This is a genomic window from Sphaerisporangium viridialbum (assembly GCF_049674955.1).
In the GTDB taxonomy this organism is placed as follows: domain Bacteria; phylum Actinomycetota; class Actinomycetes; order Streptosporangiales; family Streptosporangiaceae; genus Sphaerisporangium; species Sphaerisporangium viridialbum.
Map to the genome: position 1 here is coordinate 3246478 of NZ_CP187232.1, position 21138 is coordinate 3267615.

Consider the following 21138-nt stretch of genomic DNA (forward strand, 5'->3'; position numbering starts at 1 on the left):
CCCCCATGTTCACTCCAGTGGCAGGAAGGTCCGTCGTCGTCACCGGCGGCACCAAGGGAATCGGCATGGGCATCGCGCGGGTGTTCGCGCGCGCCGGCGCGAACGTGCTGATCGTGGGCAGGGACGAGCAGGCCGCGAGCGCCGCCGCCCGCGAGCTGGGCGTCTCCCATCTTGCCGCCGACGTCTCCAGGGCGGAGGACTGCGCGCGGATCGCGGAGACCGCGGTCAGGCGGCACGGCGGCGTGGACGTGCTGTGCGCCAACGCCGGCGTCTTTCCCGACAAGCGGCTGACCGACATGACCGAGGACGACATCGACCAGGTGCTGGGCGTGAACGTCAAGGGCACGATGCTCTGCGTCAAGGCGTGCCTGTCACCCTTGCAGGCGTCCGGGCACGGCAGGGTGATCCTGACGTCCTCGATCACCGGGCCGGTCACCGGGTACCCCGGCTGGTCGCACTACGGCGCCAGCAAGGCCGCGCAGCTCGGCTTCATGCGCACCGCCGCCATGGAGCTCGCGCCGAAGGGCATCACGATCAACGCCGTCCTGCCGGGGAACATCCTCACCGACAGCCTCATGGAGCACGGGGAGGACTACCTGCGGGGGATGACGGCCGCGATCCCGCTCGGACGCCTCGGCACGACCGAGGACATCGGCAACGCCTGCCTGTTCCTCGCCACCGACGAGGCCGCCTACATCACCGGCCATTCCATGGTCGTGGACGGCGGCCAGATCCTTCCCGAATCCCAGGAAGCGCTGGGTCTCATGTGATCTAATCGGGCGATCCTTCGGTCTCCGCCGTGGTTCGTGGCCATGGCGAGAAAGGTGATGACGTGTCCCGCGACCTGGGAGATGAGAGCGCGGTGGAGGCCGCCCGCCGGGAGCTCCTCGCCCTGATCTCGGCCGGCGAGCTGGAGCCCGGCCAGCGCCTCGGCTCCGAGCGCGAGCTCTCCTCGCGCCTCGGCGTCAGCCGGTCGACGCTGCGCCAGGCGCTCGGCGCCCTGGAGGGGCTCGGCGCCGTGCGCCGGGTGCCGGGACGCGGTGGCGGCACGTTCGTCAGCAGGGCCAAGATCGAACGCGACCTGTCCAGCGTCATCGGCGTGCCCGCGCTGCTGCGCGAGCAGGGCTTCACCGCCGGGTCGCGGGTGGTCGGCGCGGGCATCGTCGCCGCCGACGAGGCGACGGCCGCCGCGCTGGCCGTCGACCCCGGCGACCTGGTCACCGAGATCATCCGCATCCGCCTCGCCGACGGCGAGCCGCTCTCGCTGGAGAACGCCCGCTTTCCCGCGCTGCGCTTCCCGAGCCTGCTGGAGCTGCCGCTCGGCGGCTCGATCTACGACCTGCTCGCCGAGCGGTACGGCGTGCGCCCGGTGGAGGCGATCGAGGCCATCGAGGCGGTGCCCGCGGGCCCCGACGAGGCCGCCGTGCTGGACGTGCCGCTCGGCCTGCCGCTGCTCGCGGTCACCCGCACCACCTACGACCAGGCCGGCCACTCCTTCGAGTTCTCCCACGACCTGTTCAGGGCCGACCGCACCAAGATCCTGGTGCGCACCGCCGGGGCCTCGGGCACCGCCGACTCCGCCCGGGCCCGCGGCCGGCTGGTCGACCTCCACCACGTCCCCGGCTGACCCCCTGGGTGCCCGCCGCGTCCACGGCGTCATCTGACCAGCTTCGCCGGTCCCGCGGTGGCCACGTGCAGCAGGTACTCAAGCGGGCCCCGGCCGAAGAAGCGCGACCAGACGGCGGCGAAGGCGAGGCTCAGCAGGATCAGGGCGGCGAGCGCCGCGCCGGTCGAGCCGAGCAGTCCCTCGACGTCCAGGAACCTGATGGCGAGGATGTGGGCGACGTAGGCGCTGAGCGACATCGTCCCGATGGCGGTTACCGGGGACGCGAGCCGGCGCAGGCGGGGCAGCGCGGCGAGCGCGCCGAGGGCGAGCACGATGACGAGCACCGCCACCCCGATGTTGCCCACCAGCTCGAACGTCGTCCCGCTGTGCGGGGAGGCGACCAGCAGTCGCTCGGGGAGCGGGCCGTCGTACAGGGCGGCGGAGTCCGAACCCCGCGCGGCCGCCGCGTCCACGGCCGTGTGCAGGCCGGTGAAGACGTGCAGGACGAGCCACGAGCCGCCGTACCCGGCCGCTGCCAGCGCGCAGCCGAGGGCGGCCAGCCGCCGGCGGACCCGCGGCGCCTCCAGGTCCGTGCGCCCGAGCGCCATGCCCGCGAACACGTACGCCATCCACGTCACCGCCGGGTACGCCCCGACGAGCACCAGGTCGATGAATCCCCGCCCGTCGAGCGCGTTGACCGGGTCGTACGCGGCGAAGGTGTCCAGCCAGGACTCGGGGATCACGAGCGGCGCGAACGTCAGGAACGGCCCGGCCAGCGCCACCAGCGCGGCGGCGGCCGTGAGAGTCCCCGCGCCGCGCCGCAGCAGCGGAAGGGCCAGCAGGAAGTACACCCCGTAGTAGGGGATGATCACCGAGATCTGGGTGCCGAGCATCGTCAGCGCCGTGCCGAGGGCGATGAGGATGACGGCGCGAAGCGCGATGCGCGCCTTGACCTGCCGTCCCTCCCGCCCGGTCTTCGGCCGCGCGCGACCGCTGATCAGCACCAGCGACAGCCCCGCCAGCGTCGCGAAGAGCGCGGACGAGCGGCCACGGAACAGCTCCAGGAAGGCGCCGGGGATCCCGCCGACGTTCGCGGGATCGGGGCCGACGTGGACGGCGAACATCCCGAACACCGCGATCGCGCGGGCGAGGTCCACCCCGGCCAGCCGCCCGGCGGGGGGAGAGTCCGCTGGTCCTTCGGGTGCGGAGGGCCGTGCGTCCGTCATCTCCGCGAGCGGGGGATTGGTATCCGTCACGGAACCCAGAATCTTAAGACTTGCTGTGCGGATCTATCAGGCATTTCGCTAAACTCGGCGGCTTGGCGGAGGCCCGTGGAGCCGGCCGGTCACCCGCGGCCGCAGGCGGTCACTGCCGGCTGTTGAGGTAGGTCAGCACGGCGAGGACCCGGCGGTGACCTCCGTCGGTGACCGGCAGGCCGAGCTTGGCGAAGATGTTGCCGATGTGCTTGTGCACCGCGTTGTCGGTGACGAACAGCCGCTTGCCGATCTCCCCGTTGCCGAGGCCGTGCGCCATCAGCGTCAGCACCTCGCGCTCGCGGTTGGTGAGCGAGTCGACGGCGTTCTCGCCGCTGCCGGCCATGAGCTGGGCGATCACCTCGGGGTCCATGACGGTGCCGCCCCCGGCGACCCGGCGCAGGCCGTCCACGAACTCGCCGACCCGGCTCACCCGGTCCTTGAGCAGGTAGCCGACGCCGCCGGAGCCGTCGGAGAGCAGCTCGCGCGCGTACACCTTCTCGACGTACTGCGACAGGACCAGCACGGGCAGGCCGGGATGCGCCCGCCGGAGCGCGAGGGCGGCCCTGATGCCCTCGTCGCGGAAGGACGGGGGCAGCCGCACGTCGGCGAGCACGGCGTCCGGCCGATGGCGTTCCACGGCTTCCATCAGCCCGGGTCCGTCGGTGACGACGGCGGCCACCTCGATGCCCTTGGTACCGAGGAGGAGTTCGAGCCCGGCGGAGAGCAGGACGTTGTCCTCGGCGATCACGACGCGCACGGCAGCTCCACGGTGATGGTCGTCGGCCCGCCGGCCGGGCCGTCTACGAGCACGGTGCCGTCGAGCGCGGCCGCCCGGCGCCGGATGCCGATGATGCCGGTGCCGAGGCTCTCGTCCACCCCGCCGATGCCGTCATCGGTGACCTCGATCAGCAGGGCGCCGTCATGCCGTGTCAACCGCACCAGCACGCGCGTCGCGCCGCTGTGCTTGGCGGCGTTGGTGAGCGTCTCCGCCACGATGAAGTACGCGGCGGCCTCGACCGCCGCGGGCAGCCTGCCGAGCTCGCCGAGCTCCACCTCGGTGGGTACGCCCGCCCGCGCGGCCACCGATGCCACGGCGCCCTCCAGGCCCCGGTCGGCGAGAATCGGGGGGTACATCGTGCGGATCACGCCGCGGAGCTCCGTCATGGCCTCCTCTGTGCCCTCATGGGCCTCCTGGAGCAGCCTGGCCAGCGCTCCCGACTCCTCGGGAAGCGCCTCCCTTGCCACGCCGAGCCGCATCGCGATGGCGACCAGCCTGGCCTGCGTGCCGTCGTGCAGGTCACGCTCGATGCGGCGCAGCTCCGCGCCGTGGGCGTCGAGCACGCCTGACCGGCTCTCGGTGAGCGCGCCGACCCGTTCCGCCAGCCGGTCCTCGGCCGAGGGCTCCAGCGCGGCCAGGCAGCCGCGCGCGTGGAAGCGCGCCAGTCTCGGCACCGCCCACCACGTCACCGCGCCGGCGACGGCGACCTGCGCGGCCCCCGCGGTGAGCGCGCTCTCCCACCCGGTCACCGGGACGGCCAGCAGCAGCCGCAGCGGCTCCCCGGCGGGGAACAGCCACCACAGCGGAGCCGCCACCGCCGTGAACACCGCAGCGCCCACGCAGGCCAGCGCGGCCAGCCCCGCCGGGATGCCGGTCACGACGTGCCGCAGGACCCAGCGGGCGTCGCGCCTGCTCTCGGGATCGTCCAGCACCTGCCGCCACTGCGCCCGTACCCCCTTGGGCAAGGTCGCGCGCCGCGCGGTGACAGGGACGCCCAGCAGCGCGGCGGCGCGGCGCCGGTGCCACTCGGACCAGCGCCTCATGCCGATCATCATGCGGGGGAAGACCACCAGCCCGAGCCCGCCCAGCCCCGTGGACATCGCCCCGACCGCCAGAAGCGGTAACACCAACATCGTCGCCATCGCCGACGGCAGGCCCGCCAGGAGGTACCCGCTGCCGCGCCGAACTTGTCCCCATTGTTCACGCATGCAGTGAAGTCTGGTGGATCGACCGGGTGGCGCACACTACAGCAAGCTGCACCTTTCGGCCGGCGAGCGGCGGGCAGGAGCCTCAGCGGGCGAGGCGGCTCAGCAGGCCGGAGGCGGCGGTGACGCCGAGCACCACGGACACCACCAGCACGGTGAAGTCGAGGGGCAGGTGCGCGGGGGTGCCGATGAGCAGCCCGCGCAGGGCGTCCACCTCGTAGCTGAGCGGGTTGGCGTGGCTGATCACCTGGAGCCAGGCCGGCATCAGCGCCACCGGGTACAGCGCGTTGGACCCGAAGAACAGCGGCATGGTGATGGCCTGGCCGATGCCCATCAGCCGGTCCCGGTGAGCACGAGCCCGGCGATGGTCATGGACAGGCAGGAGAAGAAGGCGGCGGACAGGAGCAGCACGACGGCCACGCCGGCCAGCTTCAGGGGGTTGCCGGTCATCGCGACGCCCAGCAGCGCGGCGAGCAGCAGCACCACGACGGCCTGGGTGAGCGCGCGCACGCCCGCCGCGAACGCCTTGCCCGTGACCAGCGCGGACCGGGGAGTGGGGGTGACCAGCAGCTTGGTCAGCACCCCCGCGTCGCGCTCCCAGATGATCTGGATGCCGTAGAAGATGGCGATGAACAGCGCCGACTGGGCCAGGATGCCGGGCGCGAGGAAGTCCAGGTAGGGGACGCTGCCGGTGGGGATGGCGCGGATCCTGCTGAAGGTCTCGCCGAAGATGAGCAGCCAGAGCGCGGGCTGGATCGCGCGGGTCAGCAACTCGGTGCGGTCGCGCCGCATCTTCTGCAGCTCGACCAGGCACAGCGCCGCCACCCGGCTGGGGTACTGCCGCCAGGCCGGTGGCCGCCGGACCGGGAAGAGCCCGGCCTCAGCCGAGGCGCCCTGCGGTACGGCGAGTGGTACGTACTTCACTGAATCCTCCCTGAGGAAGTGAGTTGTCCAGGGCGTCGGCCGCGTGGTGCCGGAACACGTCCTCAAGGGTGGCGTCCCCGCCGAGCGCGGCCTTCAGCTCGCCGGGTGTGCCGACCGCGCGCAGCGTGCCGAGGTGCATGAGCGCCACCCGGTCGCACATGGCGTCGGCCTCGTCCATCGAGTGCGTGGTGACCAGCACGGTCATGCCCGTGGTCTCGCGCAGCTCGTTGACGCGGTCCCAGACGCCCGACCGGGCGATGGGGTCGAGACCGATGGTGGGCTCGTCGAGTATGAGCAGCCTCGGCCGGTTGACCAGCGCCTGGGCCAGCTCCAGGCGGCGGACCATGCCGCCCGAGTACGCGGAGGCGATGCGGTCGGCGTCGTCTTCCAGGCCCATGGCGCGCAGTGACTCCGCCACCCGCTCGCGGCGCTCGCGCCTCGGCACGTCGAACAGCCGGGCGAACAGGGAGACGTTCTCCCTGCCGGTGAGCGCGCCGTTCGCCGACAGCTGCTGGGGGACGTACCCCATCAGCCGGCGCACGTCCATCCTGCGCCGGTCCACGTCCGCGCCGAAGACGAAGGCCCGCCCGCCCTGCATCGGGAGCAGGGTGGTGATGACCCTGATCGTGGTGGTCTTCACGACTACCTAATTAGGGGACAAAATAGAGGTAGATCGGACATCGACCCCCGGAGGCCCCCGTGCAGATCTCTAAGATTCGAGTGCAGCGCGTTGACGGCCCGCGCGAACTGGCCGACTACGCCCGTAAGTCCCAGGACCGCGACGGCACCGAGCATGGGACCAGCTCTCAGCATCTTGAGAACCAGGATTTCGCCGACGATCAGGAGTTGGGCGAGATCACCCGGACCTACAGCGACAACGACGTCAGCGCCCGTGACGAGGACGCCTACCGGCCCGACTATGAGCGCCTGTTGGTCGACATGTCCAAGGGCCAGGTAGGCAAGCTGATCATTTGGGATGCCACCCGGTTACATCGCCGAGTGGACCAGGCGCACGCTTTCGTCCGGCACGCGCTTACCTACGACGTGCGCGTGTACTCGCGTGCCCGAGGCGGAGAGTACAACTTCCGCACGGCCGCCGGTCGCGCCGACTTCATCCGTGACACCGTCAACGCCGAGCAGGAATCCGACCTCAAAGGCGAGCGGGTAGCCGTCGCCCGCAAGCGCCAGGCCCGTAACGGCGACTACGGAGGAGGAGTCCGCCCCTACGGCTGGGGTGTGGACACCGGGCGTGTCCGATCGGTGTGCGTCAATCCCAAGGCCCCGACGATGGAGCGCCGGTATGAGGACCGTCCGGTACTCAACATGCAGTTGCATAACGCCGAGGAGGCCGAAGAGATCAAGTCGTGGGCTAAGGACCTGCTTTCGGGGGTGGCGATGAATCAGATACTTCTGTCGCTGGCCGAGCGTGGAGTGTTGACCGTCAGCCAGAAGGACGGGCGCAGGTTGCACCGACAGGGCAAGGCCGTTGAGTCCCGGGGGTGGAACAGTAGAACGCTTGTTCAGATTCTCACCCACCCGCGCACGGCCGGACACCAGGTCTACCGGGGCGAGATCATCCGTAAGAACGCGTTGCCAGCGATCATCACCGAGGACGAGCGCCAAGCCTTGATCGCACTGTTCGCCGACCCGAAGCGGCGCACCGCGCGAGGTAACACCCCCAGGTGGCTCGCCAGTCTGATCATGCAATGTGGCATCTGCCGTGACGGCACGACCATGAGCGTGCGGAAGAACTCCCAAGGGCTCGCCATTTACGAGTGCCGCAAGGCCGGACATTGCAGCACGCCCGCAGAGGAAGCCGACCGCTGGATAGAGACCGTCATGATCGAACGGCTGTCACGGCCCGATCTGGCCGAGCTGTTGCCCCAGCGTGCCACGGTGGACGCCCCCGCCCTGCGTGCCCAAGTGATCGCGATCGAGGCCCGCAAGAAGACCGCCGCCAAGATGTTCGCCCGCGATGCCATCGATGAGGAGACCTTCGAGGAGACCTGCGAGGAGGCCGACCGCCTGATAGACGGGATCAACGAGACGTTGAAGGCCGCCGCCGGAGAGAGCCCGCTTGCCCCGTTCATCACCAGCGATGACCCCGCCGCCACCTGGGAGGGTCTCACCCGAGGCCGTAAGCGAGAGATCATCTCCATGTTGGCCACCGTGACGGCCTTGCCGATAGGCCGGGGACGGCGCAAGGTCGCGCCCCTCATCGCCGACCGAGTGATCATCGAGCCCGTCAAGCCACGCGCCGCCTGACACCGGACTACCCCCGCCGTATCCCTCTCGGCGGGGGTAGTCACATCGCTGGCTCACACAGCCCGACCCGACAGCAGCAGCCCTAGCCGGTTACGCTCCCGCGCGCCCAGTTCCGGCCAGTCAGCCACCAGAGCCCGAGCAGCCGCACGCAGCCGCGCGGTTTCGCCGTCCTGCCCTTGATCAACATCCTGCCGGGGGTGCTGCCTGTCCCCGGTACCGTGCCGCGATCCGTCCGCCTGTCCTACCCGTTCCCCGTTGCCGCGATCCGCCGTCGCCGCCGCCTGTACCTCCCTCTCTCCGCAGCCCGCCCACCCACCCAAGGCAGAGTGGAGCGCCTACGGCGCACGCCCCCCAAGGGGCGACCCTCACCGGACACCCACCCACCGCACCGCAGGCCCCGCGCGCCGGCTGGACTCGCTTCGCTGCCCCTCCGGGGTGACCTACCGGTCATCCAACCGGCCCGCTCACCGCCGCACCCGGACCGCCCTCCGCCGCCGCCTGCATCTGTTGCAGGTGCCGCCGCCACACCTGCCGTTCGGCCACCAGATGCAAGGTCCGCGCCGCCCGCGACTCCAGGCTTTGATCCCCGTCCGGGATACGCGCCCACAGGTACCGGCCCGGCTCCCGCGTCGCCGCCTCATCCGCCAGACCCAGCACCGCCAGCACCCACGCCCGCCTGTCCTGCTTGTGCTCCCGCATCGTGCGGTTGGACCACTTGCGGGACACCAGCACCCGCCGCCCGCCATACCCGAGGTGTTCCGGCCTGTGCGCCTTGCCCCGGCACCGGCCCGGCACCATCCCCGCCTTAGCCCCCTCCGGCTGCACCCCAAACCGCAACCAATTCGGGCAGCGGGACGAACACGGCTCGTATCTCAGCGCGTCCACCAACCGGGAGGCGTGCGCCCGCCGCCGCGTGTCCTCCGGATCGATGGACCCGCCCAGGCTCTTGGTCAGGTACTTGCTCAGGTACCGGATGCACTGATCGGCATCCTTGGACCCCGCGAGCACCCCTTGCACGTCCACCTGCGTGCCGAACCGCACCACGTGCAACGGTTCGGCGTTCTCCGCCTCCCCGAGTTCGTCTAGCGCGTCATCCCACGTCGGCAAGACTTCCCCCGACGCGGGATCTACGTAGTCACCGGACTGCCCATCGGCGTACGGCTGGCCACCCTCACGCCCAGGCCGCTCCACCCACACCGGCAGCCGATCACCCTCGAACACCACCTCATCGGCCTGCGGCCACCACACCTGATGGTAGGTAGCCGCCACCACGGCCTTGATGTCCGCGCGGCTCATGGTGCCCCGCACCGCCATGTGCAGGTGAGGAGCCAACCGCATCTGCGGCTCCACCGTGGCGAAATACTGCACGTCGAACCCCGCCACCCGGCGAAGGTTCTGCACGAACCGATCCACCAGCTTGGCGAAATGCAACGCATCCCGCGCCGCCCGCCCATAGTCGTACGAACCCGGATCAACCGGCGCGCCGTCCCGCACCCGCCCATAGGACGGCAGCGTGAGCGTGATGAACATGCTTGGGCGGAACCGCTTGCCATCCCGCGAGGTGAACACCCGCCCCAGCGTCGTATCCGCCATCTGACGGCGAGGCAGATCAGGCGCATCCTGCCGCCGACGAGTCGAACGCGCCCGCCGCTCACCAGGAGCCGCACCATCCAGCACGTTGCCCCGCATCCCCGCCGCGTTGATCTCCGCATCGATCTCTACGATCGCGGCGTCCCACACCGCCGCATCCGGATCACCCGCCGCAAGCGCCGCATCCCGCTTGGCCTGAACCTCCGCCCGCCACCCGACCAACCACCGCTGATCATCGGTCACCGAATCCGGATCAGCCTCCGCCACCGGCTCAGACTCCAGATGCCACCCCTCCCGGCACTGCGCCATCCGCACCTGACGGTTACGCCGAGCACACGGCACACACTTCGATTCCAGCGTCGCCCCACACGGCATCTCCACCGTCTCCACACGACCGGTAACCGTGTCGGTCACCCGCATCGCCAGCGTCCGGACACACACCCCGTTTTCGGTGGCGACCAGTTCGGCGACGTCCCGCGCCTGCATCAGCTTGGCCAGCTCCGCCCGCGTCAGCGCGTCGGTCACACAGTCCCCTTGTCGTCGTTGATCTCGGCGTCCGACAGCAACGCCGACTGCCCGCACGAACGGCACTCCACGATGCCCCGCACGTGATCGGCCCAGAGGTGCCCGCGCGCCTTGCAGACCGCGCACCGCAGACCCGACAGCAGCTCAGGCAAGGTCATACGGCCCCCACCCGCCCGCGTCGTACAGATCCCAGCCGAACGACTCCGGCCGCTCGGGATCATCGGCACCAACCGCCGTCCGGTCCCCGCAGGCGTGGCACTCCACCACGCCCTGAACGAGGTCATGCCACAGCTCGTCTTCGACCTCACACGCGCCGCAGACCAGCCCGTACAGCACCACCACCGCGAGACTCACTACACTCCCTGCGTCTTGAGGATGACCATCTGTCGAATGTCGGCGTCCGAGACGTAGCCCGCCCGGACTCTGATCGGTTCCGGGGCGTTCTCCAGGCGCACATACGCCACGCCCGCACCCACCGAAGGGTCATCAGGGTCACGCGGGATCAGGTCGGCCAGCGCTCCCCGGTCCCGCGCCCCGTCCCCGAGCACCATGTCCACCTGTGACGGCTCATCCAGGCGCAGCGCCACCCGGTCCGGGAACAGGTTGCGAATGCTCATGACCTCCTTGCGCGGGTCCTGGAGTGCCGCCATCACCCCGACCCCGACCGCGCGGCCCTGCGTCGTGAGCGTGGCCAACGCCGCCGAGATGCGCAGCCTCAACCCCTTATCGGGTTGGTAGGCAGTCAGGAACGCCACCTCATCCACGATCACGAGAACGAACGGGTCATCCACGGTCGGCACATGGCTCCGCCGCACCCCCGCGTACCTCGCCGCCCGGTCTTGCATCACCTTGACCGCGTGTTCCAGCAGGCCCGCGCAGTCCTCCGCCGCCGCCGCGTACTGATCGAACAGCGCCAGCCCGTAAGACAGCTCCATGTGCTTGGGGTCCAGCGCCCACAGCTCCACCAACCCAGCCCGCGACGCCGGGACCAGCCCCCGCACCGCCGACCACAACCACGAGCCCTTACCGGCCCCCGTCGCCCCAGCGATCAGCACATGCGTCCCATGCACCTTCAGCCGATACGGCGACCCGTCCTCACAGACCCCGATGTCCACCGGCCCCACAGACGGCACCGCAGGCATCGGCCGCGCCCGCACCACCGCCGCCAGCTCATCCCGCCGAGGGAACGTCAGCACCAGCCATCCCGGCCGCTCCACCGCCACCCGGCACGACCCCGCCCCGAACGCATGCGCCAAGTTGGGCGACCTGTCGGCCCACTCCGCATCGGTCTGCCCATCAAGCAGCTTGACCCGCAGCCGATCCGACGCCCGGTCACAGCTCACCTTGACCAGCTCAGGCGCATAACCGCGCCCGCCGACGTTCGCGGCCAGCCCCGCCACCGTGACCACCGAGCGCCACCGCCGCCGGTAGACCCACATCCACCGGCCCCACGACACCGCCCGCCACCCCACCCACGCCATGAACCCCGCAGGATCGATGGCAGCCCACGCCGACAGCCCGCAGCAGGCCACCACACCCACCGCCGCCCCGGCCTGCCACCCGAACACCCAGCACACCCCGCCCAGGGCCGCGACCACACCACAGGCGAACGGATGCCGTACCACCGTCTTGACCAGGCCGACGAGCAGCCGCCACACCCACACCACGATCACGACAATCGCGGGCGTCCCCACCACCGTGGGACGCCACACAACGGCCGTATCCGGCGTCGTACTAACCACCGATTGCACTTCAGCGCCAGGCAATTTGCGCAGCACGAAAAGAGTCACCCTCTCCGATGACTGAAAGGCGATTTAGCGGACGCGGAGGGGACCGCTGGAATACACCAGCGGCCCCCACTCACACATCACATCGGGTCGCCACACCCCAGAGAAAGCGCACGCCACGCGCACGCGAAACAGGACCTACCTAAAGCAGAATCCATCAGCGGGCATCCTTAACCGGACCGCCCTTACCAGCCGCACCCGCAGCCGGAACCGCCCGCATCCCGCGAGCCTTGAACGAGTACGCCAGCCGGTTCGTCTGCTGGTTCACGTACGGCGTCACCGTCAGCCCATCGAACTGCACGGGCACGAACGGGAGCCCCGCCATCTCGGCAGGCGGCGCGGGAATCACCGGCTCAACCGGCGAAAGGATCTTGACCGACACCGACTTAGCGGCGGCCTTGAGACTCGGATCCCCGTCCATCACGGGCACCGCCCACATCAGCTCACCCGTCGCCTTGTCGCGGGCAGCCACCGGCCTGTCCTTCGTGCTCGCCTCGAAGTCCGTGACCTGCGAGACCTCCCCGACGACATAAGCGCCGTACGGGAATGCATCATCGTGCGCTACAGGGATACCACCCTGTAAAGCCAACTGCGACCCCTCCTACCGTCCGAATGACTATCACCCGGCACAACGGATAAGAACCGCATAAAGTTCCCCGTAAACCCCTCAAATCCCGCATTCACCAGGGGAAGTCCGAAACTCTCAGTAAAGGGTGTCCGTAAAACACGGCGGATGCATTGCCGAATTATTCGTATAAGGGTCAAGGCGGCGACGCTACGCGCCGCCGCGCGGCCTTGTGCCCTTCGGCCGGGCATGCGGCCTGGCGGCCGGTCCCGGCCGAAGCACCGGCCGCCGCCCCTAACCACCGTCATACCTCTTCAACCCCAGTTCCCGCAGCTCCGCAGGAGTCGGATCCCAATACGAATCAGGCAGGTCCCACACGCTGACCTTCCGCCGTGCCGCGATCTCACCGCGCACCCACGTCCACACGGTCACCTCACCCGCAGGCCCAACAGGCCCCCGCACCCGCACCGCCCGCACCCCCGGCCGCGACGACTCACGCCTAGCCACCAGCGACACCCGATACTGATTCTCCTGACGGTCCTGTGAGGTCTCCGTCCCATCCTCACCCCGCACCAGCACCCGCCACCGACGCACCGGGGCATCCGGCATAACCAGCACAGCCCCCCCGCCCCGAGAACGCATGACCACCGGGGAACCCGTACGCTCCGCCCGAAGACGCACAATGAACGCCGCCAGAAGGGCGACGCCGAGCACCCCGCAAACAGCCAGAATGAGCACCCAGCGTTCGTTCACGCGTCCCGGACCTCCTTGCGGTTGGCGTAGCCCCGATGCCATAACCAGACGTTGACCCGGCCATCCGCCCGAGGAGAACTTACCCAGGCGTATTGCACCTCAGGCCGTAGTGACTGCTTTTCCGCCCAGACCGACAGGGCGTGCCACGTCCCATCCATCTCCAACGGCGCGCCTTCCGAGGACCCGTCCTCCAACAGCACCCCCACACGGCAGTGCCGAACCTCCCCCCGGTCCTCCTCTTCCCGGTACATCCCCCGTGGCCGATTACCCCGCCCCCGGCCCTCCCCGCGCACGAGAAGGGCCCCCACGGACACCACCGCCATGACCACCATCAGCGCCACGAGTTGATACGGCTGAGTCCCGAAATCCAAGAAGCCCCCTGACCAACGCCCCGACCTACAGCGGACAACGCACGACGATACGCAAAAGGTCCGCACCACCAAAAGACCCGCCCCCAACCCGGCCGCGAAAGACAGCCGCGGTGGCGCCGGCCGAACTCCCTCGCAGTCGCCCCTCCGGGGTGCTACGCATTCCGCCGGCCCCACCGCTCCCGTGCCAATCACCAGCACATCAACCCGTCCACTGCCGAAACAATCCCCGCCCAAGTTCGTCTCTGCCAGACGAACCGGGAGTGCCCGGCACCCATTCACCCACGCAGAAGGCCCCCGACCGGAACCAACCCGGCCGAGGGCCCCCACAAGATGCCTTACCGACTCGATAGATCAGCGCAGAGCCGACCTACATCTAGTCTTTGTGCGAGATGTCAGGGCATAGCACCCAATTATTGTCTGCGTCGAAGTAAAACCCCCTCCCATGGCACGTCCGGCAATTGGGGTTCGCCACGTATCCAAGCCGCACCGCCCAGCCGAGTAGCAGACTTACCCCGCCGCTGCCGCTAGTGGCCCAGTCGAGCGAGGTAAGGTCAGTAAACAGCGGGATCAGAACACCGGTTGCGACCACAAAGACCGTACTGCACATCACACCAACAGCGAATGCGGGAAAGAGCTTTAACACCGTCATTTTCCTCCTCTCCAGATTGATCGGCTTTCGCCGGTACGAGTCCCCCGCGACAGATGGAGCGGCGGCGCGGGATTCGGAGCGACCGCGCCGCCGCCCCAGCACTATTTCCCTGATGGCTTAGGTGGCTTCTGTGGCGTCCGCACCGGAAGCTTCTCTTCCTTCGGCTTACCCGCTGGCTTCTTTTCCTCCTTGCCCATGACCCTCGCCTCTCTTAGCCGGTTACCGGGTATGCCCGGCGACAGGGTTGTCCGGAGTGTCGTGCCAGACGAATTGCCCCTCCGGGGTGACCGTCATCCCGAACCGGTCACGATCTGGAGAGCCCCACTCGACCCACGCGAAGAAGGCATCTTCCAGCTCATCCCAGAGACTCCGCTCCCCGTACTGGTGGACGTCGCTCCCTTCGATCAGCGCGAGAGAGTTCGGGTCCCAGAGTCGGAGGGTCATCGAGCTTTGGTCGTATTCGTACTCCGACCAGACCCCAGGCATGAGCGCCGCTATGGTCACGTCAGCGCCATACCCCGCACGGAGAATTCGGCGAGAATCAGCCGCCGTCTCGCTGCGTCTTCCCTGCACTAATGGCGGCTTGTCCGGGTGTCGCTGACTGCGAGCCATCATGTAGGAGGAGCCGCCCGAGAATCTTCCAACAGCGGTGCCCTTGTTGGTGACCGTAAGAGCCAGGTTGTGCCCGGACTCAAACGGTGGGCTCCACGGAAGTACGATCAGCCCTCCGGGGCGTGTTTGCTCGACCCAGGAATACGGGATCTCATACACGCCGCAGGTGACGTGCACCCGATCGTAAGGCGCACCCTCCGGATACCCCGCCAGGCCATCGCCCACCATCAGCCGGGGACTATGACCAGCCAGCTTGAGATTTTCCGCCGCTATCGCCGAAACGGTTTCGTCGATCTCGATCGAGGTCACGTTGGTTTCCCCGACCCGATGCGACAATAGCGCCGCCGTCCACCCCGTTCCGGTCCCCACCTCTAGGACTTTGTCCCCCGAGTAGGGGGAAAGCAGGTCCAGGAAGCTCATGACCGCCCCAGGAGCCGACAAGGAGGAGGAGAAACAGTTACCCGTCTCCGCTTCCCGGATATCGGTCCGGCCGTCGTCAACCTGAGTGACCACGGGATGATCAGCGTAGGCCGCGCCCAGCCAGCCCGCCGCGTCCGAATGCCGGTCGATCACATGCGCCGGTTGCCCGTATGGCATGGCCCACGCCACATACGGCAGAAACAGATGCCGAGGCGCGGCGTGCATGGCTTCCCGCCACCCCTCGCCCATTGCGCCCCTGGCGGTCAGCTCGTTGACGAGGCCGTCGATCCGAGAATCAATCGATTGCCCGTTCTCCCTCACTTCTTACCGCCCCCACGCTTTCCGCCGCCCGTCAGCTCCCCGTCGTTCTTGTTACCCGGAGCCGTCTTGTCCCCCGGCTTATACGGCTTGTCCGATTTTCCGCCGCCCTCATGCTTGCCGCCACCCTTGTCGTCCTTACCCATGCCTTACCTCCCTTTGAGTCAGCTCTTACAGGAACGTGGGAACGGAAGGATTCGAACCTTCGAGACACCCGGTCGGATTAGTCAGATGTGTTTGCGTCGATCCATCGATGAAAATCAAACCAAACGACCGGGACAACAGCCATCTTCCGGTTATTCGTCCCCTTGAAGCGGACGGCTGACTAGTCGCCCGCAGGTTCTTGCGTCACCGATTCAGGATCAGGTGCCTTAGGGCGCGTCTCCTCAATCGCCTGCCACTCCTCATCTGACATCGGAGGAATGGCCAAGGAGGCAGCGGCTTTGTCCAGGGCTTCCCGGTCAAGCCCCCAACAGTGGATCAGGCCTTCAGCCTGCCGCCGTTGACGATCACTCTCGACCAGCAAGGCCACCGCCAGACGAGCACGCCTCACCGTGTTCAGGTTCGCGTGACGCTGCTCGTCTGGCAGATCGGCCGGATCGTAACGGGGATAGATCATCAGCCCGGCCCGCTGATCGGCGAACCCGCCCCGACAGGCACGACGACTACCTGTGCCGGGGGAAGTTGCCGAAGCCGTTCGACAACTCTCCGCGCAGCCGTGACCGGCTCCTGTGCCGGGCATTCGGAGTAGACCCACCGCCCCGGACGCACCCGCGAGTAACGCCCCGTCCACCACTTGTAGCGAAGACGCATGTCAGGGCCCCGATAGCACCAGACCGCCAGACCGGTGGAGACCATGACCAAGGCCACGTCATCACCTTCATGAACAGCCGCCGCCAACACGCCGTGATCTTCCAGGCTGCGACACAACCGCCGCGCCGCCACCCCCACCGGGGAATGGCCCACCCGGCCGCTCATGGCTTGCGCCCCACCGCGCACAGCACGGGCATGGAATCGGCTTCGTCCTGGTACCAGGTGTCATCGTCGGGCTGCCACATCGGCAGCGTGACCAGCCCCGGCACCTCCAGGTCCAAGCCGTCGAAGAAGGCCCCGATCCGGTCAGGAGAGCGAGGCACGACAGGGGCACTCGCCCTGTCATAGACCCGCGCCCCCCGCTGAGTCTGAGCGTCGTCCAGGACATGCGACACCACAAGCAGCGACCCAGGAGCCAGCGCCCCCACCAGATCCTTGACGATCCCGTGCGGGTCCTCCCCATCGGGCAGGAAATGCAGAATCGCCACCAAGAGCACAGCAACGGGCTTTGTGAAATCGAGTACCGTCTGAGCCGCCCAGATGATTTCACCAGGCTGACGCAGGTCACACTCCACAAAGAAGCTGCGCCGATCATCGGCCAGCAAAGCGCGGCCATGACTCGCGACAACCTCGTCATTATCGACGTAGACCGTACACGCATCCGGCGCGATCGAATGGGCCACTTCGTGGACGTTGTGCTGAGTCGGGTAACCACTCCCGATGTCCAGAAGCTGATGAATCCCCCTGGTAGCGACCGCATGCCGGACCGCCCGCCCAAGGAACTGGCGGTTAGCCAAAACCATGTGCCGGACCCGAGGGTTCATCGCCAAGATACGGGCAGCCGCCTCCCGTTCCGACGCGAAGCTATCCCCGTCATCACCCAGCAGACAGTTATAGATCCGCGCCACACGCGGCGTACCCGTATCGACCGCAGAACGAAGCGGCACAGGGCTTCTACCTGCACCGCCTCCTGATGAATCGCTCATGCAAGAGACAGTAAAGCGGCTGGACACGCTTGCAGGCCCCGCAGTGGGGCCCCACGACGAGGGGCCCACAATGGGACCCTAGTGCGAGGGCCCCATTGTGGGTCTACTCTGTGGCCACTCCCACAGCCTCAGCCAGCGCAACCGCATCGGCTTTCAGCGGACCCTTTGCGGTAGCGAACAGTTCACCCACGAGCCCACGGGCTGAAGGGGTATACCTCACTGTCTCGGGCGAGGACTCTTGGGCCCGGTTCATGTAGTGGACCGCCCCCGCTTTGTCGTTGCGTTGGTTATGGGCCTTCGCCATCTCCACTAGAACCCTTGCGCGACGTTCGACAGAAGGAACCGTTTGAAGATCGATGCTCTCTGCCTTCTGGAGTGCAGCGCCAGGAGTGCGCAGATCCACGCCGATGGAAACGGCGTGAAAGTCCGTATTGCCCTGACCGAACACGGTCCATGCTTGCGCATAACCCCCCGGCAGCCGCCGGGCTACCGTGTTCGCCTCATCCCAGTGACGCCAGGCATCACCGTCACGGCCCTCTCTAGCGAAGGTGACAGCCGCATGAAGGTTGAGTGCCCCGTACATGCCCCTCAGATCATCGGAACCGCTGTCCAACTGAGGTCGCAGAGCTTCAGCGGCCTCAGTCACAGTTTGGATCGCTTCCGTCGAATATCCGGTCTCGCGGAGTCCGTTCGCGTATGACCATGCAGCACCCCCCAGAGATACGGGGTCGTCAGCGTCCTGCGCTGCGGATCGTGCACGGTCAGCGATCACCCAGTAAAGCTCCGCCTCACAGGCATAGGCCAGCGCCTGCTGTGCTAGCTGGTAAACGCTCGCAAGCACGGCAGAAGCACGCCGCCGCTCGGCACCTTCCAGGGATCTCGTAAGCGTCTGCCCTTCAGCGAGGAGGCCCGGCAGCAGGCGCCCCACCTCAGAGCGTTGGAATCGGGAGGTGTGCCAGAGTTTCCATGCCTCCGAGACCCGCCCTGACAACACGTCTACAGACGATTGATCCCTCTCGGCTTGCCCGAACAGGGGACCTCGCACCGCATCCCGAACGTCCGGAACACATGCCAGCATGAGCCGCGAGCCCGCCCCCAGGGGGAGGGAAGTCGCATGACCTGTGAGCAGAGACGGATCATTCAGGTTGAGTGCGCTCGCTAGCCGAGACAGCAGCTCATAGCTAGGGGTCTCCCGTTCGCCGCGTTCGATCTTCTTAAGCCAAGAAGGCCCCCGGCCGACCAGCCCAGCGAGAACGGGACGACTCATGCCGCGTTTTTCACGGAAGTAGCGGATACGCTCGCCGGGGGAAAAGTCCGAAGGAACAGACTCAGGCACAGCTACCTCCTAGAGGCAGAGACGCGTGTCAGCGGTGCCTCTAGAGTACGCCGCCTTATGCGGCCCAGCAGGGCTGACGCAAGGCCGCGTACGAGCGCACACGCCGACCAGGGTCCCCGTACTGGCGCGCAGCTTGCAAGAAGGTCGCGCTGCGCCGGCCGAACTCCCTCGCGGTCGCCCTACGGGTGCCTACGGCATTCCGCCGGCCCAGCGCTCCCGTCACGGCATCAGACCCAAGCCCATTGAGGCCGGGAAGCCCCGCATGTCATCGTGACCACCCACGATCACACCAACCAAGGGGCCGACGTTGACTCTCTCAGCGGACACACGCGAGATCATCCGTAGGGTTCAAGTCGCTACGTGGACCAGCATGAGCGCCCTCATCCTTCTGATCATCAGCCTGGCCCCATGGGCAGAAGGACTCGCCGACGACATCACCAAGACAGCCAACATCAAAACCCGCTACACCCTGTGGGATCTACCGGACAGCAACTTCACCGAGGAACTGAGCCAACACGGGGGCTTATGCATCGCCGCATTGCTGACGACGTGCATACTCCTGGTCACAGTCGCCGTCTTCCCCCACAAAATCTCGATCATTCTGGCCGCCATCTCCACAGGCGGGTACGTACTGGCAATCTCCCTGATGAAGAACCAGGCCGACGAGATCGGGAAGCACTACCCCGGTGAGCTGAGCGTGAACATCAGCAGCGGCGCATGGGCATCCGGGGTCCTGGTGTCCTTGATCGGTCTCGTTCTTCTCGGCATGCTCACGCCGAGGGAACCCGTAAACTCCCCAGCCCCCACAGCCGCCCCGAACGCGCCCCAGACCACCGGCCTGGACACCGAGCAGACCGAGCAAAGCAAGACGCCTCCGGCGGGGGACTCCAGCCCCGGAGCCGCCCGCGTTGCCGAACGACCGTAGCGGGTTGCTCTGGAAGCCCGTCCGCTCCTCCCGCCGTCATCCCAGGACAAGCCGAGCAGGGCAGGACCCGGGGCGCAAGATCGTTCGTCCGGCAGGGCGCTGCATCTTGCGCCCCAGCCCCTACCCCGCACCCCTCCGGGCGGGATGACGGCGTACGGAACGGCCAGGCAGGCGGGTTGGTGTAGGTGAAAACCAGGCGAACCCGCAGGTCAGAGGAATCTCTCACCGTCTCAATTGCGTCACAATCCCGTAGCCGTCTTGCCTGCTCCGTTGGGCCCGAGCAGCCCGAAGATCTCTCCAGGGACGACGCTCAGCGAGACGCCGTCGACCGCCCGGTGGTCACCGAAGCGGTAGGTCAGCTCTTCGCACTCGACCGCCGGTATGGCAGTGGTCATTCCTGCTCCAATCGCTCCGCCAGCCGCCGCAGGGGCTCCACGGCGCCGGCCAGCCGATCGCGCTCGGCGGCGTCCATCCGGGCCAGCACGTCCGCGACCGCCGCGGCGCGGCGGTCGCGCCACTCGCTCATGCGCCGGCGGGAGGCGTCGGTCAGCTCCAGGCTGGCCGCCCGCCGGTCGCCGTCCGACCGGGTGCGCCGCACCAGTCCCGCCGCGGTGAGCTGGCCCACCAGGGTGCTCACGGAGTTCGCCGCCATGCCCAGCTCGGCGGCCGCGGCGGCGACGCCGATGCCCGGCCTGCGGTACAGCAGGCGTACGAGGTCGGCCTGGGCGCCGGTGAGGGAGGCGAACACCGGCCCCCGCCCCGCCGCCCGGCGAGACGCCCGGCGCAACGCCACCACGGCGGCCAGCAGCTCCTCCGCGAGCACCTCGAACGTGCCTGGTTCATCCGTCGAATCGCCTTGTGCGTGTGACACTTCCGCAGGATACCTCTCACTCAGAGGTATCTCCTAAAACCCCTGGTCAACGCGGTAATCCAGGATGATTGCGGTCAGAAGGTGAGACGAGGAGGCGGGCAGGGGGCCCCTGGCGATGCCGGGGAGCACCGCACGGTGCCCGTGGGCGTGGTGAGGAGCACCTCGACGCCGGGAGGCACGCCCAGGGTGTAGTCGCCGCGGCAGCCGGAGCCGCCCGCGCACGTGAGGCTGACGCGCAGCGTCCTGCCGCTCTCCCACGCCTCGGAGAACCGCCGGTCGCCGTCCCGCCAGGTCAGCTCACGCCGCACCGAGAGCCGGCCCGCGGCGCCCGGTACGAAGCGGACGCCGACCTTCCCGGTGGCGTCCACGATGACCAGTGGCGTGGTGATCGCGTACGTCACGGTGGAGGTCTCGGTCGTCAGGCGGCCGAGGTCGGAGGAGTCGTACGACCCAGGGAAGGCGAAGTCGTAGTCGTGGGGCAGCCGGATGCCGGTCCACGCCCACAGGGCCATGCCGATCACGGTGAGCGCGGTGAGCGCCCCGCCCCCGGCGATCCAGGCGGTCCGGATGGTGCTTCGCATCG

Annotated in this window: 23 protein-coding genes; 4 read left to right on the top strand and 19 right to left on the bottom strand. The window is 68.2% G+C overall.

Features of this window, described 5'->3' with window-relative positions:
* Positions 1–5 precede the first annotated feature (5 nt).
* Both fabG and ACOZ38_RS14295 read left to right on the top strand, forming a co-directional pair.
* Positions 6–770: a 3-oxoacyl-ACP reductase FabG gene (gene fabG, locus ACOZ38_RS14290; protein WP_424531047.1), complete on the top strand. Its 765-nt coding sequence runs from the start codon at positions 6–8 to the stop codon at positions 768–770.
* Positions 771–832: 62 nt separating this feature from the next.
* Complete coding sequence (locus ACOZ38_RS14295; RefSeq protein ID WP_424531048.1) at positions 833–1627, top strand: GntR family transcriptional regulator; 795 nt, start codon at positions 833–835, stop codon at positions 1625–1627.
* Between the two features lie 29 nt (positions 1628–1656).
* Here the strand turns inward: ACOZ38_RS14295 and ACOZ38_RS14300 are convergent, their stop codons facing one another.
* The 6 genes from ACOZ38_RS14300 to ACOZ38_RS14325 all read right to left on the bottom strand — a co-directional run bounded on the left by ACOZ38_RS14300 (position 1657) and on the right by ACOZ38_RS14325 (position 6409).
* Complete coding sequence (locus ACOZ38_RS14300; RefSeq protein ID WP_424531050.1) at positions 1657–2862, bottom strand: heparan-alpha-glucosaminide N-acetyltransferase domain-containing protein; 1206 nt, start codon at positions 2860–2862, stop codon at positions 1657–1659.
* A gap of 109 nt (positions 2863–2971) precedes the next feature.
* Entirely contained in the window at positions 2972–3619 is a 648-nt protein-coding gene (locus ACOZ38_RS14305) for a response regulator (protein WP_424531051.1), read from the bottom strand.
* Positions 3607–4848 carry a sensor histidine kinase gene (locus ACOZ38_RS14310; RefSeq protein ID WP_424531053.1) on the bottom strand — a complete coding sequence of 414 codons (1242 nt, stop codon included), beginning with the start codon at positions 4846–4848 and terminating at the stop codon, positions 3607–3609. Before ACOZ38_RS14310 ends, ACOZ38_RS14305 begins: the two co-directional genes overlap by 13 nt.
* Before the next feature lie 82 nt (positions 4849–4930).
* A complete protein-coding gene (locus ACOZ38_RS14315) occupies positions 4931–5179 on the bottom strand; it encodes an ABC transporter permease (RefSeq protein ID WP_424531055.1) in 249 nt (82 codons plus the stop codon).
* The gene (locus ACOZ38_RS14320; RefSeq protein WP_424531056.1) at positions 5179–5769 is read right to left on the bottom strand and encodes an ABC transporter permease; all 591 of its coding nucleotides are present in this window, start codon (positions 5767–5769) and stop codon (positions 5179–5181) included. The genes ACOZ38_RS14315 and ACOZ38_RS14320 overlap by 1 nt, the downstream gene beginning before the upstream one ends.
* Complete coding sequence (locus ACOZ38_RS14325) at positions 5726–6409, bottom strand: ATP-binding cassette domain-containing protein (RefSeq protein ID WP_424531057.1); 684 nt, start codon at positions 6407–6409, stop codon at positions 5726–5728. The genes ACOZ38_RS14320 and ACOZ38_RS14325 overlap by 44 nt, the downstream gene beginning before the upstream one ends.
* A gap of 59 nt (positions 6410–6468) precedes the next feature.
* On the opposite strand from ACOZ38_RS14325, the gene ACOZ38_RS14330 reads away from it, so the two are divergent.
* Positions 6469–8034: a recombinase family protein gene (locus tag ACOZ38_RS14330; protein ID WP_424531059.1), complete on the top strand. Its 1566-nt coding sequence runs from the start codon at positions 6469–6471 to the stop codon at positions 8032–8034.
* A gap of 447 nt (positions 8035–8481) precedes the next feature.
* Here the strand turns inward: ACOZ38_RS14330 and ACOZ38_RS14335 are convergent, their stop codons facing one another.
* From ACOZ38_RS14335 to ACOZ38_RS14380, 10 genes are all read right to left on the bottom strand, one after another.
* A complete protein-coding gene (locus ACOZ38_RS14335) occupies positions 8482–10149 on the bottom strand; it encodes a replication initiator (protein ID WP_424531061.1) in 1668 nt (555 codons plus the stop codon).
* Entirely contained in the window at positions 10146–10307 is a 162-nt protein-coding gene (locus ACOZ38_RS14340) for a hypothetical protein (RefSeq protein ID WP_424531062.1), read from the bottom strand. Before ACOZ38_RS14340 ends, ACOZ38_RS14335 begins: the two co-directional genes overlap by 4 nt.
* Positions 10294–10503 carry a hypothetical protein gene (locus ACOZ38_RS14345; RefSeq protein WP_424531064.1) on the bottom strand — a complete coding sequence of 70 codons (210 nt, stop codon included), beginning with the start codon at positions 10501–10503 and terminating at the stop codon, positions 10294–10296. Before ACOZ38_RS14345 ends, ACOZ38_RS14340 begins: the two co-directional genes overlap by 14 nt.
* Positions 10503–11846 carry an FtsK/SpoIIIE domain-containing protein gene (locus tag ACOZ38_RS14350; RefSeq protein WP_424531066.1) on the bottom strand — a complete coding sequence of 448 codons (1344 nt, stop codon included), beginning with the start codon at positions 11844–11846 and terminating at the stop codon, positions 10503–10505. Before ACOZ38_RS14350 ends, ACOZ38_RS14345 begins: the two co-directional genes overlap by 1 nt.
* 247 nt (positions 11847–12093) lie before the next feature.
* Complete coding sequence (locus tag ACOZ38_RS14355) at positions 12094–12525, bottom strand: plasmid replication, integration and excision activator (protein WP_424531067.1); 432 nt, start codon at positions 12523–12525, stop codon at positions 12094–12096.
* Positions 12526–14493: 1968 nt separating this feature from the next.
* Positions 14494–15627 carry a methyltransferase domain-containing protein gene (locus ACOZ38_RS14360; protein WP_424531068.1) on the bottom strand — a complete coding sequence of 378 codons (1134 nt, stop codon included), beginning with the start codon at positions 15625–15627 and terminating at the stop codon, positions 14494–14496.
* Entirely contained in the window at positions 15624–15770 is a 147-nt protein-coding gene (locus tag ACOZ38_RS14365) for a hypothetical protein (protein WP_424531070.1), read from the bottom strand. The genes ACOZ38_RS14360 and ACOZ38_RS14365 overlap by 4 nt, the downstream gene beginning before the upstream one ends.
* 179 nt (positions 15771–15949) lie before the next feature.
* Positions 15950–16243, bottom strand: coding sequence for a hypothetical protein (locus ACOZ38_RS14370; RefSeq protein ID WP_424531072.1), 294 nt, complete (start codon positions 16241–16243; stop codon positions 15950–15952).
* 355 nt (positions 16244–16598) lie between these two features.
* Positions 16599–17423 carry an SAM-dependent methyltransferase gene (locus ACOZ38_RS14375; RefSeq protein WP_424531073.1) on the bottom strand — a complete coding sequence of 275 codons (825 nt, stop codon included), beginning with the start codon at positions 17421–17423 and terminating at the stop codon, positions 16599–16601.
* A 103-nt stretch (positions 17424–17526) separates the two neighbouring features.
* Entirely contained in the window at positions 17527–18759 is a 1233-nt protein-coding gene (locus tag ACOZ38_RS14380; protein ID WP_424531075.1) for a helix-turn-helix domain-containing protein, read from the bottom strand.
* Positions 18760–19129: 370 nt separating this feature from the next.
* Between ACOZ38_RS14380 and ACOZ38_RS14385 the strand changes: the two genes are divergently transcribed.
* Positions 19130–19684 carry a hypothetical protein gene (locus ACOZ38_RS14385; protein ID WP_424531076.1) on the top strand — a complete coding sequence of 185 codons (555 nt, stop codon included), beginning with the start codon at positions 19130–19132 and terminating at the stop codon, positions 19682–19684.
* Between the two features lie 239 nt (positions 19685–19923).
* Here ACOZ38_RS14385 and ACOZ38_RS14390 read toward each other — a convergent pair whose 3' ends face one another.
* From ACOZ38_RS14390 to ACOZ38_RS14400, 3 genes are all read right to left on the bottom strand, one after another.
* Positions 19924–20079, bottom strand: a complete 156-nt coding sequence (locus ACOZ38_RS14390) for an ATP-binding cassette domain-containing protein (RefSeq protein WP_424531078.1) — start codon at positions 20077–20079, stop codon at positions 19924–19926.
* A complete protein-coding gene (locus ACOZ38_RS14395) occupies positions 20076–20555 on the bottom strand; it encodes a MarR family winged helix-turn-helix transcriptional regulator (protein ID WP_424531079.1) in 480 nt (159 codons plus the stop codon). Before ACOZ38_RS14395 ends, ACOZ38_RS14390 begins: the two co-directional genes overlap by 4 nt.
* 74 nt (positions 20556–20629) lie before the next feature.
* Positions 20630–21136, bottom strand: a complete 507-nt coding sequence (locus ACOZ38_RS14400; protein ID WP_424531081.1) for a hypothetical protein — start codon at positions 21134–21136, stop codon at positions 20630–20632.
* Between the last annotated feature and the right edge of the window lie 2 nt (positions 21137–21138).